This window comes from Streptomyces sp. BB1-1-1 (genome assembly GCF_031597775.1).
Lineage (GTDB): Bacteria > Actinomycetota > Actinomycetes > Streptomycetales > Streptomycetaceae > Streptomyces > Streptomyces thinghirensis.
Genome location: NZ_CP134203.1, coordinates 23,352 through 41,877 on the forward strand (window position 1 = coordinate 23,352; position 18,526 = coordinate 41,877).

The 18,526-nt window shown below is 69.3% G+C and carries 10 protein-coding genes; 6 read left to right on the forward strand and 4 right to left on the reverse strand.

Going from position 1 to position 18,526, the window contains the following annotated elements:
- Nucleotides 1-42: 42 nt before the first annotated feature.
- From RI578_RS00095 to RI578_RS00110, 4 genes are all read right to left on the reverse strand, one after another.
- Nucleotides 43-1,077 carry a hypothetical protein gene (locus tag RI578_RS00095; protein ID WP_310869076.1) on the reverse strand — a complete coding sequence of 345 codons (1,035 nt, stop codon included), beginning with the start codon at nucleotides 1,075-1,077 and terminating at the stop codon, nucleotides 43-45.
- Complete coding sequence (locus RI578_RS00100; RefSeq protein WP_310869077.1) at nucleotides 1,074-4,427, reverse strand: SMC family ATPase; 3,354 nt, start codon at nucleotides 4,425-4,427, stop codon at nucleotides 1,074-1,076. Before RI578_RS00100 ends, RI578_RS00095 begins: the two co-directional genes overlap by 4 nt.
- A gap of 41 nt (nucleotides 4,428-4,468) precedes the next feature.
- A complete protein-coding gene (locus tag RI578_RS00105; RefSeq protein WP_310869078.1) occupies nucleotides 4,469-5,638 on the reverse strand; it encodes an exonuclease SbcCD subunit D in 1,170 nt (389 codons plus the stop codon).
- Between the two features lie 72 nt (nucleotides 5,639-5,710).
- Nucleotides 5,711-7,612, reverse strand: coding sequence for an ATP-binding protein (locus tag RI578_RS00110; protein WP_310869079.1), 1,902 nt, complete (start codon nucleotides 7,610-7,612; stop codon nucleotides 5,711-5,713).
- A 564-nt stretch (nucleotides 7,613-8,176) separates the two neighbouring features.
- Between RI578_RS00110 and RI578_RS00115 the strand changes: the two genes are divergently transcribed.
- From RI578_RS00115 to RI578_RS00140, 6 genes are all read left to right on the forward strand, one after another.
- A complete protein-coding gene (locus RI578_RS00115) occupies nucleotides 8,177-9,349 on the forward strand; it encodes an ImmA/IrrE family metallo-endopeptidase (protein WP_310869080.1) in 1,173 nt (390 codons plus the stop codon).
- On the forward strand, nucleotides 9,346-9,885 hold the full coding sequence (locus RI578_RS00120; protein ID WP_310869081.1) for a hypothetical protein: 540 nt from the start codon (nucleotides 9,346-9,348) through the stop codon (nucleotides 9,883-9,885). The genes RI578_RS00115 and RI578_RS00120 overlap by 4 nt, the downstream gene beginning before the upstream one ends.
- A gap of 222 nt (nucleotides 9,886-10,107) precedes the next feature.
- Nucleotides 10,108-11,685, forward strand: a complete 1,578-nt coding sequence (locus tag RI578_RS00125) for a DUF2397 domain-containing protein (protein WP_310869082.1) — start codon at nucleotides 10,108-10,110, stop codon at nucleotides 11,683-11,685.
- A gap of 2 nt (nucleotides 11,686-11,687) precedes the next feature.
- Nucleotides 11,688-12,959, forward strand: a complete 1,272-nt coding sequence (locus tag RI578_RS00130) for a TIGR02678 family protein (protein WP_310869083.1) — start codon at nucleotides 11,688-11,690, stop codon at nucleotides 12,957-12,959.
- On the forward strand, nucleotides 12,956-17,194 hold the full coding sequence (locus RI578_RS00135) for a TIGR02680 family protein (protein ID WP_310869084.1): 4,239 nt from the start codon (nucleotides 12,956-12,958) through the stop codon (nucleotides 17,192-17,194). Before RI578_RS00130 ends, RI578_RS00135 begins: the two co-directional genes overlap by 4 nt.
- Complete coding sequence (locus RI578_RS00140) at nucleotides 17,191-18,510, forward strand: TIGR02679 family protein (RefSeq protein WP_310869085.1); 1,320 nt, start codon at nucleotides 17,191-17,193, stop codon at nucleotides 18,508-18,510. Before RI578_RS00135 ends, RI578_RS00140 begins: the two co-directional genes overlap by 4 nt.
- Nucleotides 18,511-18,526: the final 16 nt, after the last annotated feature.

Consider the following 18,526-nt stretch of genomic DNA (forward strand, 5'->3'; position numbering starts at 1 on the left):
GCTGGTGGTTTTGCGGACGTGGAGCTGGCGGGCGTCTGCGGCTCAGCCTGCCGATGCTATGCGGAGGGCGCGGCTGAGTAGGACGGGGTTGCCCAGGTGGCGGCGTAGTTCTCTCTCCAGTCCGGCGACTGGCACTAGGTTCTGCGGGGCCCGGGTGTCTTTGTACTCGATGCTGGCGTATCGCGGCAGGATGACCTGGGAGAGGTTTGCCATTTCGATCGCCTCGGTCGCAGAGATGTCGGCGGCGCATTCCAGCCGCACTACCCCGGCCCACGGGGCACCGGGTGTGCACGGCAGCCGGAGGTACCAGGCGTGGCGGTCCCAGGAAGTGCCCATCAGGAACACCGGGCTGCGCTCGCCGGGGGCCAGGGTGGAGATCATGGCGTGGAGGTCGGGCGGCAGGTAGGCGGTGCGGTGGGACTTGATGAATCCCAGTGCGCGCGGCAGGTGGGTGCGGCCGCGCAGCGGGCCGTCCACGACCAGTAGGTCCGAGCCTTCGGGGACGCCATGGTCGGACAGGGCGGTGCGGGCATGGGTGGCGACGAGGACCTCGAGATCGGCGAGTTGGCGTTGCAGCGCCGTCGAGAGCAGCACGGCGAGGTTCTGGTCCTGGTCGTCGGGGGTGATGTGGGCCTTGTAGGTTCCGGCTGCGGTGGGCACGTCGGCGGCGTTGGTGGCGGTGGTGAACAGACCACGTCGGTAGTCGATGGTCAGCAGATGGGCGCCGTGGCCGGGGCAGCAGCAGACAGTGCCCGCTGCGTAGGAGGCGCATAGCGCCATCAGGGCGTGCCGGGCTGTGTTGCTGGTGCTTGTGGCCGGTTCGGCGGATGGGGGCTGCTCGATCCAGATACGGGCTTCGACGCGGCGGACGCCGTCGATGAAAAGGACTGCGCCTGGGGCGGATACTTGTGAGGGCGAGATGGGCTTCCAGTCGGCTGGGGCGAGTTCGATGTGGGGGGTGACCTTGGCTGTCGAGTCTTCGATGCCGTTCTCGGCGTTCTCGACGCTGGAGCCGTAGGTGGGGTCCCAGCCGTCGACGTGGAACCGCAGGCGGGAGGCCTGTGCTGCGCTGGTCATGTGCCCTGCCGGGTGACGGTGGAGGTGCGGGTGTCACGCTGGACGTGGAACTGGACGGGGATCTGTTCGGCGAGTGCAGTGACGTGGGTGATCACTCCAACCATCCGCTCTCCCTGGGCAAGGTTTTCCAGGGTGTCGGCGACGGTCTGGAGCGAATCGGTGTCGAGGGTGCCGAACCCTTCGTCGAGGAAGATTGATTCTAGTTTCGTGGCGCCACCCAGTCCGGCCAGTTGGTCGGAGAGGGCCAGTGCGAGGGCCAGGCTGGCCTGGAAGGTTTCGCCGCCGGAAAGGGTGCGCACCGAGCGCGGCGAGTCGGCGTCGAAGTGGTCGATGACGTAGAACTCGCCCTTTTGGTGGCTGAAGTCGAAGCGGTCGCCTGACAGTTGGCGCAGCGACTTGGAGGCGCCGGCGACCAGGGTGTCGAGGGCTGAGTTGGCGAGCCACTGGGGGAACTTGTTGGACCGCATCAGCCGGGCGAGCTCGGCGGCCACCTGTTGCCGGGTGCGGGCGTCGTCGATCTTGTCTCGTATCGAGGCAGCGTCGGCACGGCTGCGTTGGATCGTTTCGACCTGGCTGCGGGCGCGTTCGGCGGTGACCGCGACTATCCGCGGGGCCTGTGCGGCACGCGCTGGGGCGTCGCCGAGGCCGTGGGGATCCAGGTCGTTGTCGCGCAGGAGTGTCTCCAGGCGGGCCAGGAACTGGTCGGCTTCGGCCTGGGCGGTCTGGGCGTCGGATTCTGCACACACGGTGGCGGCCTGACGGTCGCTGACCGACCGGCTGGCCCAGCCGGTCAGGGTGGACCAGGCGACGGCGAGGTCGTCGGTATCGAGACTCGGTGGATTCAGCGCCGCCACCGCATCACGGCTGGTGGTCAACACGGACCGGGCTTTCGCGGTGCGCTCTTGCCACTGCTCCTGTTCGGCCGCCGCTGCCTTGGCTGTCTCTCGTGTGTGGCCGGCATCAGCGGCGGCTGTCGTCACGGCCGCCTCGAGGCGGGCGCATTCCTCGAACAGGGCCGGCAGTTCGTCTTCCGCAGGCGCCTGGTCCAGAAACTTATCGAGTTCGCTCAGGCGGTCGGTCAGCTTCGTCTTTTCAAGGTTGGCGGTTACGGCGTTCCGAACGGCTGCGGTGAGAGCGCTTTGGGCGTCGGACTGCGCCCGGTCGGCTGCCTCCCGCGCAATGGTCGCGTCCGAGTGGGCCTTTTCGGCTTCGGTGGTTTTGGCTGCGGCGGCTTCAAGATCGCGTTCTGTGGTGGCGGTCTGGGTGCGGGCCCAGGCCTCCAGGCCAGCCCAGTCAGCGGTCAGGTCGTCGGTGTCGGCTGCTGGCGGATCGAGGGCGGCCACCGTGCCCAGTGTCGAGTGCAGGGCGTTGCGGGCCCGGTCGAGTTCTCGCTGCAGCGCGGTCGCCGCCGACGTGGCGGAATCCTGCGCGGTTTGGGCCGTCTGCAGCGCGTCGCGGGCCTGCTGCTCATCAGCGGTCAACTGGTCGCGGGATGCAGTGAGTTCGTCGAGTTGGCCGCGGTCGGCGGTGCAGTCACGGTCGGCACCGGCGGGGCGACCGGGCAGCAGCGTGGCCAGCCTCGTGTCGAGCAGGGAGCGCTGGGTGGTGAGTTGGTCGACGGTCCGCTGTTTGTCGGCAGCCTTCGTTTTGGCTTCCTCGTGTTGGGCCAGCAGGTCACGGTGTTCTTCTGCGGCCGCGGCCCGCGCCTCCTCGGCTGCGTGAAGCGCGGGGTCGGACAGCGGCGGCGGGAGGGTGGTGACGTTCTGCTCGCAGACCGGGCAGTCATGGCCCACCTGAAGCTGGGGTCGCAGCTGGGCGGCACCAGCGAGGGCTTGGGCCTGCTCGAGCGCGGACGTGGCCGCGTTCAGGCGCGCCTGCGCGCCGGCCACCGCCTCCGCGGTCCGGCTGGTCGCCTCGGCACAGGCGTCCAGTTCGCCGGTGGCGTCGGTGAGCATGCCGATGACGTCGATGAGTTGGTCGAGCGTCTGGTGCGCGTCCGTGAGACGGCTGCCATCGCCGGCGGCGGCCAGCGCACGGGCAGCCTGCTCGTGCCGGGCCCGGGCCGCGGCCAGCTGCCCGGCGGCGGCTTCGACTTCGTCGGCATGAGCGGCCGAGCGGCTGGTCAAGTCGGTGACGCCGTCCGGGGTGCGGACGGCCACCAGCAGTTGGTGGCGACGCTGCAGCTTTTCGTGCGTCTGTCGAGCGTGGTCGCGACGCTCACGGGTCTCCTCGGCGACGCGGCGTGCCTCGTCGACGGCGTCCTTCGACGCCTTCAGCTGCTCTTCGCGCTGCGTCACCTCCCCCTGGGCGCGCTCCGCATCGGCGATGACGCCGTCGCGGCGCCCCGCCAGGGCTGCCCTCTCGGCGTACCGGTCGCGGGCGGGGGTCAGGTCGGTGCGCTGGGGCCCGGACTGGGCCTCTTTGGTGGCGTCGGAGAGGGTCTGGGCGGCCGCGTCGGCGGCGTCACGGGCCTGCCGGGCCGCTGCATGTGCCTGGGTGGCCTGACGTTGCAGCTCTTCGATGCCGTCGGGGGTGCGGATGGAGGTCAGCAGAGTGGCCTCGTCGCGCAGCGTGTCGGCTCGGGCGGCGGCCTCGTGCGCGCGGGTGTGTGCTGCGGTGATCTGGGGCACGAGTTGGTCGACGGTGACGGCCAGCTGTTCAAGGGCCTCGACACGCGCCTGTGCGGCGGCCTCGGCTTCGGGGGTAGCGTCGGCGTGCCGGCTCAGCTGGTTGTTGAGGACCTCAGCTTCGTTGGCTGCTTGGTCGGCCTGGGCGCCGGCGCGCTTGCCGATGCCTTCGTACTGGGCGGCGCCGAGGAGTTTGAGGAGGATCTGCTGCCGTGCGCTGGCATTGGCGGACAGGAAGCGGGCGAAGTCGCCCTGGGGCAGGACGACGCACTGGCAGAAGTCGTCGAAGGACAGGCCGAGCAACTGCTCGATGGCGGGGTTGAGTTCCTTGATCTCCCCGGCCAGTACTTCGGGCTGCGGCCCGTCTGCCTCGACCGCGGTGACGGTGGGGTCGGTGAACTGCACCAGGCTGACGGACTTCTGCTGGATGGTCTGGCCGCTGCGGCGGACCTCGCGGGCGACCCGGTAGCGCTGCGAGCCGACGTCGAAGGTGAGCGAGACCGTGCACCGGTTGCTCGTGGGGGCGAGCGCGTAGGCGATGGCGTTGCTGCGTCCCCACCGGTACGCCGAGCCGTACAGGGCGAAGGTCAGCGCGTCGAGGATGGTGGACTTGCCTGAACCGGTGGGGCCCACGAGGGCGAAGTAGTCGGTGTCGGTGAAGTCGACCACGGTGGGTGCGCGGAAGCCGGCGAAGCCGTTGAGCTCCAGGCGAACGGGACGCATCTGTGGGACTCCTTTGCGCGGGCGGAGGCAGGCCTGTGGTGTCAGGAACGGGCGGTCGAGCGGGTCAGGTCATCGTGCAGCTGGTTGAACAAATCCGTGACCCGGTCGTCGCTGACGCCGACGCTGTGGCAGTAGTCGGCAAACAGCTGCGCAGGTGTCCTGACCGGCTGGTGAACGCCGATCCCCGCCGTGGCGCCGGTGCTCGCGTGATCGGGGTGGATGAGGATCTGCAAGGCGTTGGGGAGGGCTTCGTACAGGTCCTCCCGCATGCCGGCGTAGGCGGGCTGGGTGACCACGAGCCGCAGGTAGTCCTCGCCGTAGCCGGCGGGATCGGCGGTCAGCTGGGCGACGGTTCCCTCGACGGTTCGCAGTCCGCGGCCGGCCGTGACGGGGATGTCGGTGATCTGGGCGGGGGTGCCGGGGGTGGCCTCGACGAGGCAGACGACGTTGGTGTTGTTCTGCTCGCCGAAGTCGATGACGTAGGGAGAGCCGCTGTAGTGCACCGGGCAGGCTGCGGGGATCTGCTGTCGGCGGTGCAGGTGGCCCAGGGCCACGTAGTGGGCGTCGACGGGGAAGATGGCGGCCGGCACGTGGTATTCCATGATGGATTGGGCGGATCGCTCGCCCCCGCCGAAGGTGCCGCCGGTGCAGGTCAGGTGGGCCATGATGATGTTGACGGCGTCCGGGGTGAACGCCCCGGTCAGGTTGGCCAGGACGTCACGGACGAGCTGGTCGTAGGCGCCGACGTTCTGCGACGGGGTGTTGGCGATGATCTCCGCGGCCCGGACGGCGTAGCGCTGGGAGAGGAACGGCAGGACGGCGACATTGACGGGCTCGTTGGTGGACTTGGCGCGGAAGGTGTGCACGCCGCCCTTGGAGGCCGCTCTGGCCTGTCCGTAGACGTGGATGCCGGCGACGTTCATCAGCGGCCTGTAGGCCTCGAAGGTGGCGCCGTGGTCGTGGTTGCCGGCGATGACGATGACCTCGATGCCCTGCTTGGCCAGGTGCAGCAGGGTGTACACGATCAGCCTCTGGGCGTCCGCGGTCGGTGCGGCGTTTTCGTAGATGTCGCCGGCTATGAGGACGGCGTCGACGTCGTTGTCGATCGCGATCTTGGTGATTTCTCGCAGGACGCGTGACTGCTCCTCGAGCCGACTGCGACCCTTGAGGGTTTTGCCGATGTGCCAGTCGGAGGTGTGAAGGAACTTCACGAGGCGGGGTCCTTTTCGGGTGGCTGAAGCAGAGCAGCGTGGCGCGTTGGTGCGCCGAGGAGGTGGCAGACGTCAGTAGGGTGGCTCGTCGATGGCGCCGTCGTCGGTGTCGTCGGGCCACGGATCGCTCTCTGGCTGGGGCAACCTGCTGAACGGGTTCGGTCGTGTCGCGCTGCCGGTGGCCTGGCCGGCTGCGCGGGTGCCGGTGGTGAAGGTGGGGTCGGCGACCTCGGAGAGCCGGGTGGCCCAGGCGGGGAAGGGAAATTCGACGGCCAAGGGCACTGGGATCTCCGGTTGGGAGATGAACATGGTGCCGGGCCTGGCGAGCGTGGCCCGCTGGCGCTGCGAGGTGGGCAGGAAGCCGTACTCGGGGCGGCTGGCCTCGGCAGCGTCGAGCCGGCCGACGATCTTGATCGAGGAGTTCGACACGATGCGCCGTTCCACCTCGGAGGCAGTCTGCTGGGCGCCGATGAGGATGATGCCGAGTGAGCGGCCGCGTTCGGCGATGTCCAGCAGTACGTCCTTGATCGGGGAGGATCCCTCGCGAGGGGCGTACTTGTTGAGTTCGTCGACCATCGTGAACAGCAGCCCGCCCGGGCCGGCTTGCTCCTTGCGGGCGGTCTCCGCGGCCAGCACGACACCGACGACGAACCGCTGGGCCCGTTCCGGCAGGTTGTGCAGGTCCACCACGGTGACCTGCTGCTGCGAGGTGTCGATGGAGTGCGAAACGGGGTGTTCGGTGACCGTGCTCAGGTCGCCGCGCAGCAGGGGCCCGAGCGGCCGCTGGGACGACCGCAGACGCCGCACGAACGCGTTCACCGTGCCCAGGCCGATGGCCGGGCCCGCCCAGTCCGAGCGGGTGACGTCGTCGGTGACCTTGTTGCAGATGAAGTCGATCAGGTCCGGCCAGGTGCGGAGGATGTTCCCTTCGATGGTGACCGCGCCGTCGTTGCCTGCGGGCTGGGCGTCGCGGCGCAGCTGGCTGGTGACCTGGTGCACGACGACCGTGTACTGGTTCTTCTCGTCCTCGACGTCCGCGAACACGTAGGGCAGCAGTTCGCGTTCGCAGAACTCGGCCAGGGTCCACCAGAACGCGGTGACGCCGCTGGTCCTGCCGGTGACGTGGGGGCGGCCGGTGGTGTCACCTGGCAGCGGCGGAGCGTAGAAGCCGGCCGAGGCAAAAGGGCGGGCGGGCAGGCCGAGTTGGGCGTACGTGGCGCTCAGCTCGCCGTCGAGGCGGGTGTTGGGCTGGTCGATGAACAGCAGGTCCTCGCCCTTGACCGAGAAGATCAGGGCCTTGGCGTTGACCGCGCGGGCACCCAGGGCACCCGAGGTGAACAGCGAATGCATCAAGAACAGCGCGAAGCTGGTCTTGGTTGCCACCCCTGAGATACCCGAGATCGACACGTGGGCGCCGCGGGTGCCGTCAAGGAACTCAAGGTTGAGATAGATCGGTTCGCCGTCACGGCCGATGCCGGCGGGAACACGCGCGTCCATCCGGTCGAAATACAGCGCGGCGTCCCGGGCCGCGCCCGCGGCCCGGATGGCGACCTCGCCGGGACGGGGTGGGACATAGCACTCGGGGTCGACGCGAGTGGTGGTGACCTCGGCGATCTCCTGCACGTTCGCCGGCAGGATTCCATCGGCGATGAGGAACACGTCCGAGCCGAACGCGGCACCCTCGTGGCGGGCAACCACCTCGGTCACCACGCCCGACGTGACAACCGTGCCCCGCCCGGGGATCTCCCGGCGGGTGCTGACCACGTCGTCGAGCTGCAGATAGGCGTCAGAGGAAAGAGCAACGTGGAACTTCAAAGGAGTGGAGTCCTCGGTGCCGGCTACCTTCCCTACCTCCTCTGCGGCGTCGTCGCTGGCCAGGAGGCCTGCAGAGGACTGCCATCTGGTCGCGGGTGCGGAGACACGGCCGAATACGGTGCTGTCAGCGCCGTGGGGCTCGGAGTCGGAGTCGGTCATCGGCCGTTCCCTGGATCGGTCTTACGGTGCCGGGCACTGCCGACTGGCGGTGGACACCGGTCGGGGCACCGAAACATCGGGCGCTATCTAACAAGTACAGACCGTAACTAACGGGATGCCTGCTGCGTGAGGTTTTGTCGATAACGGAGAGAAATCGGAGCAGGCCGAGGACAGTGCGCGAGCGCGGCAGCGTCCGATCCCCTGGCCGTTGGCGGCAGCGCGTCCGGCACTGCGCCGGGTCCCAGAGCCAGGCGATCACGGTGCCGCGGTGGCGGGTGGGGCGCCGTTCGGAGAGGAAGGATCACGGAGGCCACCTGTAGCGGCGGTGCACGCGAGACCCGGACGAGGCAGGGAGGGACTTCGCCGAGGGCTTCCCTGGCGCGGGTCTTGCCGCAGACGCTTCAGGGGACCAACGGCGACGCCACGCGAACCGGCGCGGATCGTTCTCCACGCGACCACTTCGCCATCCGATGCCTTGGAGCACCGCCGTGACCGCACTCCCCCCGCCGGACAGGCCATGATCAAATCATTGCGATTTTCGCAACCCCTGCTTACGGTGGAGTAATGACGGAATCGTTGAACGCGCGAGTGCGCCAGGTACTCGACGGCGTCGGCGACCACCAGGCGGAGTTCGCCCGGCGCATAGGAATGTCCGCCGACAAACTCAACAAATCCCTCCACGGCACACGCCGTTTCACCTCCCTGGAACTGGCGCTCATCGCCGAAGAGGGACACACCACGGTCGACTGGCTGCTGCACGGCACCGAACCGCGCAGGGCCACCGCGCTGGCCGCCCGCACCCGCGCGGGCGGCGGGGCAGCGCCGGACGACAGCAAGGCGGCGGTGCTCCGCCATGCCGAGATCATCGATGCCCTGGCCGGCGTGGGACACCACCTGGCTCTGCCGGAGCTCCCCGCGGTGCGCAGTGAGCCCGATCTGCTCGCGCAGGGGTCCCGGCTGGCTGAAGACGCCTCCGCCGTGATCGGCCTCAGCCCGCGTGGCGTCACCGTGCGAGGGCTCGCCGAACAGTGGGAGAAGGCCTTCGGCCTCATCGCTGCGGCCACCGACCTTCCCGACGGCCTGGACGGGCTGTCGTGGGACACCGGCGACTTCCGTCTCGTGCTGGTCGGCCGCACGGATGTGTGGACCCGCCAGCGCTTCACCCTCGCCCACGAGTTGGGCCACATCCTGGCCGGCGACGCCACCGACCGCCCCCTGACCGAACACATCGCCCCCAGCATCGACCAGGGCCAGGCCGAAATCAGGGCCAACGCGTTCGCCGCCGAACTGCTCATGCCGCACAAGGAACTGGTGCAGAGCGCCGCCGACACAGGGAGCCTGGACAAAGAGGGACTGCTCTCCCTGTCCTGGGAGTACCAGGTCTCCCCGAGCGCGATGGCAACACGACTGCGCGCGCTCGGCATCATCACCGACGAACAGCGCCGCGCGTGGTCGGCTGCCACCACCCGGATGGCGGCACTGCACGCGGGAGACCCCGGCCGGCACCTGCGGTACGCCCAGCAGGCCGGTGACGGCTGGTACTCCGCCAGCCTGGCCAAACTGGCCATCTCCGCCTACGTGAAAGGTGACATCAGCATCCGGCTCGTCGCCACCGTGACCGGACTGGACTCCGACCGGCTGCTGGATCTCTTCCATCCGGGCCCCGGTGCGCAGGAAGGGCCCCCGCCGCCCGACGCCCCGGCGGCCAGCCCTGCAGAACTGGCCTTCTTCCCGTGACCTCATGGTGGTTTCCCGACAACACCGTACTGTGCAACTTCGCTTCCGCCGACGCCCTCGGACTGCTCGAGAGCATCCTCAACGGGCGCGGACGGTGGACTGAAGCTGTCGCCTACGAAGCAAGCAGGTCGGCCCAGAGCGCCTACGCCCGGCTCGCCGATGTGGCTGCGGCGGGATGGCTCGGGGATCCTCTGGAAATCCAGGATTCCGAGGCCGACCTGGTCGAACGCGTGCGCCGGGCCGCGTTCGGCGGCTCCGCCAGTGCACCCTTGCAGCATCTGGGAGAGGCCCAGACACTGCACATCATCCAGCGCTGGCCGAACTTCAGGAGCTCCTTCTGGCTCAGCGACGACCGCGCAGCGTGCGATCACGCCCGGCGTCAGGGCATCACGACGCTGGAGACGCAGGACGTGATGGCCCATGGGTGCAGCGCGGGCGACATCACTCACACCGATGCCTACAAGCTCCTGAGGCAGATGCGGGATGCGGGCCGGTGCCTCTCCGTACCGGACGGTCCCTCCAGCTTGCTCCGCTAGTCCGCATCCCGACTGACCCCCTGTCAAAATTCGATCATTTTCGGTCTTTGTCGATCGATCGCCGGGAAGCAGGGGCTTCCCGCCCTAATCTGACTATCGGTACCTTCCTGGCCCCCTGCGGCCCAGAAACAGCCTGAGGGGACGGGAGTGGAGGAAGGCTACTTCGGGGGCGAAGACAGCCCCGAAGACGAGTCAGACGAGCGGCGCGATCTCTTCAGGTATGTGACGGTCGACAATGTCGATAATGCGGCCGAATACCTCGCCATCATGGACCAGTTCACGCAGACACTGCTGACCGACCTGTCCGCCGCGGAGGTCAGCGAGGCCCTGGCGAAACGCGGCATCACGCTGTCCCCGGAGGATGCGGAGGCCCGCTGCGCCAGCCTGGTCCGCTGGAAGAACCTCATGCCGTCCGCGCGCGACCCCCGTGTCCCCACGGTTGCCGCGCTGCGCTATACCCGGGCCCGTTTCCAAGTCACCCGGCTCGGCGGCACGGTCCACCGGCAAGTCACCAAGGTTCTGCAGATGCGCGACGGCGCGCGGGAGGTGGCCCGCGAACTGCTCGGCAGCATGGCCGCGTTACTGTCGAAGATCCTCCGCCAGGCACACCATCCCCGCACTATCGACGCCGAGGCCCTGGCGGCCGATGTCACCACCGTCTTCACCAACCAGGCGTACTTCGCTGACAGCATCCGCGACTTCTACGCCTATCTGTCGTCCGTGCTGGTCCGCTACGACCTGGCCGGTGAGGAGTACGCGTCGTTCAAGGGCCTGTTGCTGGAATACGTCCACCTCATCGACACTGACGTCTCCCGGCACTCACCCGCGGTCCTGAAATGCCTGGAAGACCTCCAGCCGGTCCTGGACCATGTTCTCAGCGCCCTCGACAGTCTGCCGGGCCTTGCCTCCGCGGACGGCGCCCCCGTCGAGCGTCTGCCCGGACGGCAGTACAACGACTGGGCGGAGCTGCAGGCCTGGTACAGCGGCGGCGAGGGAGGCTTGTCGGGCCCGGCGCAGCTGCGGGCCGCGGCCGAGTCCGCTCTGGGACAGCTGCTCACCAACGCGCGGCGCATGCTCACCCCCGGCGGCACCGGAGGAGCCAGGCGCAGCGACTTGATGCACCTGGCCGGCCTGTTCGCGCAGGCCAGTGTCGAAGAGGCGCACCGCGGCTTCTCGGCCGCCTTCGGTGCCTACCCGGCGCGTCATGTGAGTTTCGGGCCCGAGGAGGCCGACCCCCGCGACACCGCTTCGACCTCGTGGTGGGACGCGGGCCCGGTGGATGTCCCGGTCTCCTTGCGGGAGCGCGGCGACCGCACTGCGCGCGGACGCACCGCGCGGGTGCCCGACCCGGGCATGGACATCACCCGTCTGCAGGAAGAGGCCTCCCAGGAACTCGCGGCCCGGCGGACAGCCGGAGCCGAACTCGCCGCTGCCGGTGTGCTGGACGGAGCGCATCTCACTCCTGCGGCCCGTGACCTGCTGCTGGAGCTGGTGTCCATGGCTCTGGCCAAGGAACTCAGCCTGTCAGAAGCGGTGCGCGTGGACGACGTGGATCTCAACGTCGCCGTGGACGTCGCGGAGTCGGACACCGACACCGTGATCAGATCGGACGACGGAGGCACGACCTTCGTGTGTCTGGCTCTCAAAGCCTCGGCCGCCGACGAGGCCAGCCCCGGTGATGCAGGGGGCGAGAGCACGCCGGACGAAATCGCTGCCGACGCGGGTGAGAGCATGGCAGACGACGCTGCCGACGCGGGAGAGGACCAGCAGCCGCCCTCGGCCGCAGGAGGCGTCCAGTGAGCGTGGACAACAGGCCCCCCGGCTCCACCGCGCAGCACGAGGCGGCGGAGCGGCGCCTGGCAGCCCGTACCCTGCTGGCCTGCCCTGTGCTGACGTCGCACCAGCAGCCGGACCAGCTGGCCTTGGTTCGCAGGCATTCCGCCGCGCTGCGGTCCACCTTCGCCAAGCTTCTGAGCTATCACCTCATCGTGGAGACCTCCTTTGCCCGGCTGGTGAAGACGCCCCCGAGCCCGGACAGTCCAATGCGGCCCGTCCAGCGGGGAGACAGCCCGCCCTTCACCCCGCAGACCTATGCGCTGTTCTCGCTTGCCTGTGCCGCGTTGCTCACGCCCGGTACCGGGGAGTGGCTGCTGATCTCCTCGCTGGTCGAACAGGTACGGGCCGATGCCGCCTCGGCCGGTGTCGAACTGCGCGACACTCCCTCGGAAAACCGCCGCCTGGTCCAGGCCGTCGGACTTCTCATCGACTGGGGGGTGCTGACCGAGACCGACGGATCGCTGTCCGCGTGGAGTGAACGGCGCGAGGAGGGTGTGCTGCAGATCCACCGTCCCCTGTTGCCGCATGTGCTGCCCCGCCCGTTGCGCAATGTGGTCTCCCTGGCCGACCTGGCGGCTCAGCTGCCGAGCGGGGCGTCCGAGCCCCGGCGCAGTCTGCGGCGCCGGCTGGTGGAGAACCCGCTGGTGAAGCGGGAAGAGCTCCCGGAGGACGAGCGTGATGTCCTCTCCCGGGAACGGTCGGAGCTGACACGCCTTCTGGAGGAGCACTTCGGGCTGACGCTGGAGGTCAGGGCGGAGGGAGCTTTGGCCTACGACACCGAAGGGGCCCTCAGTGATGTGGCCTATCCGGGTCCGGGCACCGTGCGCCAGGCAGCGCTGCTGCTGACCGATGCACTGACCGATCTGGCCCGGCCGACGGCGGGTCACCACGTCCCCGGGGCGGCAGCAGATGTCCCAGGCCTCCTGACGCCGTGGGACACGGTCCGCAGCGAACTGGACGGCCTGGCTTCGCGCTACGCCAGGGCCTGGGCCGGTGCGTACATCGCCGATCCGGCGCGTCTGCAGAAGGAGGTTGTGGCCCTGCTGGAATCCATGTCGCTGGCCCGCAGTCTGCCCGAAGGTCTGGTGCTGCACCCGGCAGCGTCCCGCTACCGGCCCGAACCGCACGCCCAGCCGACGCGTGCCGCACGACGGCTGGCCGATACACCGCCCGACAGCGCCGGCGCCCCGCCTTCCGACGCGCTGTTCACCGAGTCCTTCCTCAGGGAGGCATTGTGAGTGCCCTCGCCTTTCCCGGCCCGCGCAAACCCGACAGCCCCGCGGGCGGCCGAGCGCACACCAGTACGGCCCATCCGTACCGGTGGCGGCTGAACCGGGCGGGAATCGTCAACGTCTGGTTCTACTTCGACCAGCGCTTCGATCTCTCCGGCGGCCGCCTGGTGCTGCGGGGATCGAACGGGTCGGGCAAGTCGAGGGCCCTGGAGATGCTGTTGCCGTTCGTGCTGGACGCCGACCGGCGTCGCATGGATGCCACCGGGTCCGGCAAGGTCCGGCTGGAGGACCTGATGCGGGCGGGCGGCGACGGCCAGGCCAACCGGCTCGGATATGTGTGGCTGGAGCTCACGCGTGACGTGGAGGACGCCGACGGTGAACAGCGCACAGAGTTTGTGACCACAGGAGCCCTGATCCGCTTCTCACACAGCACCGCGGAAGCAAAGGCCTGGTACTTCCTCACCCCCCTGCGGGTCGATGAGGACCTGGTCCTTCTCGACACCAGCCGGGTCCCTCTGTCGAAGGAAGGTCTGGCCGCCGTCATCGGAGCGGACCGTCTGACCTCATCTCCCGACGTCCACCGGGACCGGGTACGCACGGCCGTCTTCGGGCTCCACGGCGACCAGGGACGCGAGCGGTATACGGGACTGCTGCAACTGCTGCACACGCTGCGCTCGCCCGACGTGGGCAATCGCATCGACGAAGGCCGCCTGCCCCAGATCCTTTCCGACGCCCTGCCCCCGCTGTCCGACAAGGCCATCGCTACAGCGGGTGAGGAACTCGACGGGCTGGAAGAGACCCGGGCCGCGCTGGCCCGGCTCGAAACCGCCTACGGACACGTCGCCGACTTCCTCAGGGTCTACACCCGCTACGCCACGGGCGTCTGTATCGCCGCCAGTGACCGCGCCCAAGCCGCGGCCGTTCTCGCCCGGGACACCGACGCGACGGCCAGCGGACGGGAGAAGACACATGTTCAGCTCGTCCGCGACCATGCCGACGCGGTAGCCGAAAGCAGAGAACTGGACGGCTACCGAGAGGAGTTGGAAGCAACCGTTGACGGAATCCGGCAGTCGAGCGCCTACAAGGCTGCCCGGGAGCTCAGCGAACGCCTCAGCACCCTGCAGGCTCTGGAAGCGGCCGCCCGCAACGCCATGGCCACCGCCGAAGGGGCCCGCGAAGAAGAGCAGCGCGGCGTCGACGCGTGCAACGAAGCGGCCCAGGACACCAAGAGCGCGGCGGACGAGGCGGCCGAGATCGCCCAGCAGGCCGGTGAACTGCTGGTCCGCGCAGGCCTCAATACCCCGCTGCCCGCTGCTGCAGGCATCGAGGTGCGGCCGCCGGATCCCGTGGTGGAACCGGTGCGCACCACAGCGGATGCCGACCCGGAGCCCGTCAGCCGCCCGGCGGCACTGCACCTCGTCCCCGCCCCGGACCGCATCACCGCGAGTGTCGACGAACTGCTCGCGGCGATCCCAGCCCTGCGCTCAGCTGCGGCCACCCGGGCCCAGCAGGCAGCCGCGCGCGCCGGTGAGGCCAATGAGCTGGCGTCCTCCCTCGAGAAAGTACGGCGCGCACAGGACCGGGCCGAAGACGCCGCCGAAGACGCCACCGCGGCCGAAGACAAAGCCGAGCAGGCGGAAACCAGCCGCGATGAAGCGGCAGCGAAGCTGGCCGTGGACTGGCGGGCCTGGACCGCATCCTCGCGCTCGCAGCGCCTGCTGGGCGACGTCGACTGGCACAGCACGGCCGTCGCCGCCCTCCTGGACGACGTCGAAGCCCTGGCCGGTGACGTGCCAGCAGGCCCGGAAGCCGACCGTGAACTGGCCCGCCTGGACGCCCTCGCCCACCAGGTGGCCGCGCCTGCCCGGGCCCTGCACGCACAGCAGACGGCCGCCCTGGCCGCACAGGCGCAGCAGGAACAGGCCCAACGCGAGCATCTGCTGGCCGAAGCCGGGGAACTGCGCCGGGAGCGGGATGTACCGCCGGCGGTGCCCGACTGGCTGGACAGCCCGCCTGCCGGTGCACCGGCACTGTGGCAGCTGCTGGAGTTCCGTCCCGAGGTCGACGCACCCGTACGGGCCGGCGTGGAGGGCGCTCTGCTGGCCTCGGGGCTGCTGTACGGCGTACTCACGCAGGACGGCGACGTGGTCGCCGAAAGCGGCCAGCTACTGCTGGGGACCGGCGGTCCCCCGGCACTGCGCTCACTGCGCACACTGCTGGTCCCGGCCGGGAGCGACAGCAAAGAAGTGGCGCGCGTCAACGCCGTCCTGGATCAGATCGCCCTGAGCCCGGGGCACCCCACCTGGGTGTCGTCCGGCGGCTCGTGGGGCAACGGTCCTCTGACCGGATGTCACCGGCCCGCAACCGCCCGCTACATCGGCGCCACGGCGCGGGCGGCCGCCCGCGCGGCCCGTCTCGCCGAGATCGATGTCCTACTCAAACAGTTGCAGCAGGCGGCCCAGGCACGCAGTGAGCAGCAAGAAGCCCTGGAGACCAGGCTGCGGGACCTGGAGGCCCATCTGGTGGAGGCTCCACGTTCCGTGCAGCTCGCGACGCTGCGCCTGCAGGCCACCTCAGCCCGCGCAGACGCCGTCGCCGGACGCAGGCAGGCAGGAGCGCTCGCGGAGGAGGCAGAGCGGATGCAGCGGGCCTGGACGGCCCGCCAGCGCAGCCACCGCGAGGTCTGTGCGGCCCTGGGAATGCCCGACGACGTAGACGGTCTGCGGGCCATGCAGGCCTGTGCGGAGCAGTCGCAGACCATGTGCCGGGATGTGGATCGCGCCGGCGAAGCGGTCAAGAAGCATCTCGCCCGCCGACAGCTTCTGCTGGCACGCCTGCGCACCGTCCGCGACCGGCGCAGTGAGGCAGAGGGGCACGCCGAGTCGGCCGCCCTGGACTGGTCGCGGGAGGCCTCCGCGCTGGCCGCGTTGCGGGAGAGCCTCGGATCCAGTCCTCAGGAGGTGCACGACCGTCTCGACGCAGCCGAGCGGGAGCTGAAGCAGACCAAGGAGGTCCTGCAGCGCACCAATAGCCAGGTACTCGACCTGACCGGCCAGGTGGCCGCGGCCAAGGAGAAAGCGCAGGGCGCCCGGGAGAAGGCACACGAGGCCCGGGCGGCTCTCGTCCGGCAAGCCCAGGCGTTGCACCGGCGCCTGAGCCATCCGGCTCTGGCCGTGGCCCTGGTGCCGGGCACGGTTGCTCCTGCGGTGCTGCTGTCGGCGAGCGTCAGTGCGGACGATGTCCTGACGGCGGTGCGCGAGGTCCGGGCAGCGGTGCAGCGGCCGGACAGCACCGCCGATGCCACAGCGCTGGTACGCGCCCAGTCGGTACTGGAACGCAACACCGCGGGCGCCTACGACGTGACCGTCACGATCGAGGACGAACTCCATGTCGTGGAACTGACGGATGCCGGCGGGCGGCGCCACATCGCCGATGCCGCAGCCGAATTGCGTGATCGACGCGACCGCGGACGCAGCGCGCTGACCCAGCGTGAGCGCACGGCCTTTCACAACTTCGTGCTGGGCGGGATGGCCGAAGAACTCCGCAACCGCATCCTCGAGGCCGAGGATCTGATCAAGGCGATGAACACCTCGCTTCAGCCCATCACCACCAGCCACGGCATCGGCGTCAAGATCCGCTGGCGCCTGGCCGATTCGGCCAATGAACACATCACGCGGATCAAGGAACTGATGAAACGCGACGTGCATGTCCTGCGGGAAGCGGAATCCGAAGAACTCATCAGTCGGCTCAAGGCACTCGTGGACACCGCCTACAGCGCTGACCCCCAGGCCGGATACGCCACCCACCTGCACACGGCTCTCGACTACCGGGCCTGGCATGTCGTGGACGCCTTCATCACCGGTCCCCAGCCGGGCCAGGAACGCAAGATCAGCCGTCGGGCCAAGCTCTCGCAGGGCGAGACCCGCTTCGTGTCCTACGTGACCCTGTTCGCCGCCGCCGACGCCTACCTCAGCAGCCTGCCCGACACCGGCCGGGCCCTGCGGCTGATCCTCCTGGACGACGCCTTCGCCAAAGTCGACCACCGCACCATCGGAGAACTGATGGCGCTTCTGGTCCGCCTGGACCTCGACTTCGTCATGACCGGCCACGCCCTGTGGGGATTCTTCCCCGAGGTTCCCGCTCTGGACACCTACGAAGTGCGCCGCGCCGAAGGCACCGCGGCCGTGACCACCCACGTCCATTGGGACGGCCGCACCCGCCACCTGCGCGCCGCATCATGACCACCCATTCCCTCCCCCAGCTGCCCGCCCCCGTCCGCAGCTACCTCAACGACCCCAGCCTCACCGCGCTGTGGGCGGAGGCCCGCAAACGGCTGGAGCGCAACCGTCTGTCCCCCACCGGCACTGTGCAGGCCCAGCTCGACGCCGAAGGCGTCAAGCGGCTCGGAGGACTGCTCGGCACCCGGCTCGAGCCCGGCCTGCGCCGCATCCAACTGGGAGCACTGGACGCGGCCTTGAGGGCATCGGCCGCTCAATGCGGCCTCGTCAGCGTCGTCGCGGAGCTGACCGGCCGGCCCCTGCAGGACCGGACGTCGGCCAAAGAGGCACAGCAGACAGCGTGGACAGCGCTCTGGCAGCAATTGGACGGCGACCTCACCGGTGCAGGCCTGGCCCAGGCGGGCTGGATCGCCGACTGGCTCGGGGAGTTGAGAAGCACCGGCATCCTCACCCGCGCCGGCATCGAAGCGGCCTCTACCGCCCTCAGCGGCGCCGTACGCACCATCGCCACCCTCACAAACACCCCTCTTCACGCCCCGGTCGGCACCGGAGCGGAGGCCGTGAAGCAGTGGGAGCTGAGCGAGCTCGCCGCGCACACGACCGGCGACGCCCACGGACTCGACGAGGGCCGTCTCACGGGCATTCTGGTCCTCAAGGCCATTGCCGCAGCCTGCTCACTGCCGTCACCCGACTCGGCCGCAAGCCGCCGGCTGCTGTGGGAACGGGTCGGCGTCAGCACAGACTCCCTGTCGGGCACCATCATGGTCTGGCGGCTCGCCCCGCCCGGACCGCACCCCTGGGCCCAGATGATGCGCACCCGACGTGACCTTGCGCTGGTAACCCATCTGACCCTGCAAGAACTGCGCACCGTCCCGGATGCAGCCCTGACGGTGCCCGGGACGACGGTGCACTTCTGCGAGAACCCTCAGATACTTCAGGCCGCCGCACGCTACGGCCTGCCTGGCATCCTGGTGTGCGGCAGCGGCAACCCGTCCGCAGCAGGATGGGAACTACTGCGACGACTCATCGCCGATGGAGCAGACGTCATCTACCACGGCGACTTCGATTGGCCCGGCGTCGCCATCGCCGCACGGGTAATCCGGCTGGGAGCTCATCCCTGGCGCATGCATGCCACCGACTACCTCAACGCGCTTGCAGAGCTGCCCGCCGACCGCCTTATCCCACTGGCAGGGGCCCCCGCGCCTACCCCCTGGGATCCGTCACTCAAGGCCACGATGGCTCAACGCGGTCTCGCCGTCCACGAAGAAGCACAGCTAGACCATCTTCTTCGAGATCTGCGTCATGAAACATCCGTGTGACGCCCCCCAACTCTGG

Excerpts from the sequence above, each read along its gene's own strand:
- RI578_RS00140 (WP_310869085.1), top strand. The coding sequence starts at position 17,191 with ATGACCACCCATTCCCTCCCCCAGCTGCCCGCCCCCGTCCGCAGCTAC.
- RI578_RS00110 (WP_310869079.1), bottom strand. The coding sequence starts at position 7,612 with ATGACCGACTCCGACTCCGAGCCCCACGGCGCTGACAGCACCGTATTC.
- RI578_RS00115 (WP_310869080.1), top strand. The coding sequence starts at position 8,177 with ATGACGGAATCGTTGAACGCGCGAGTGCGCCAGGTACTCGACGGCGTC.
- RI578_RS00095 (WP_310869076.1), bottom strand. The coding sequence starts at position 1,077 with ATGACCAGCGCAGCACAGGCCTCCCGCCTGCGGTTCCACGTCGACGGC.
- RI578_RS00100 (WP_310869077.1), bottom strand. The coding sequence starts at position 4,427 with ATGCGTCCCGTTCGCCTGGAGCTCAACGGCTTCGCCGGCTTCCGCGCA.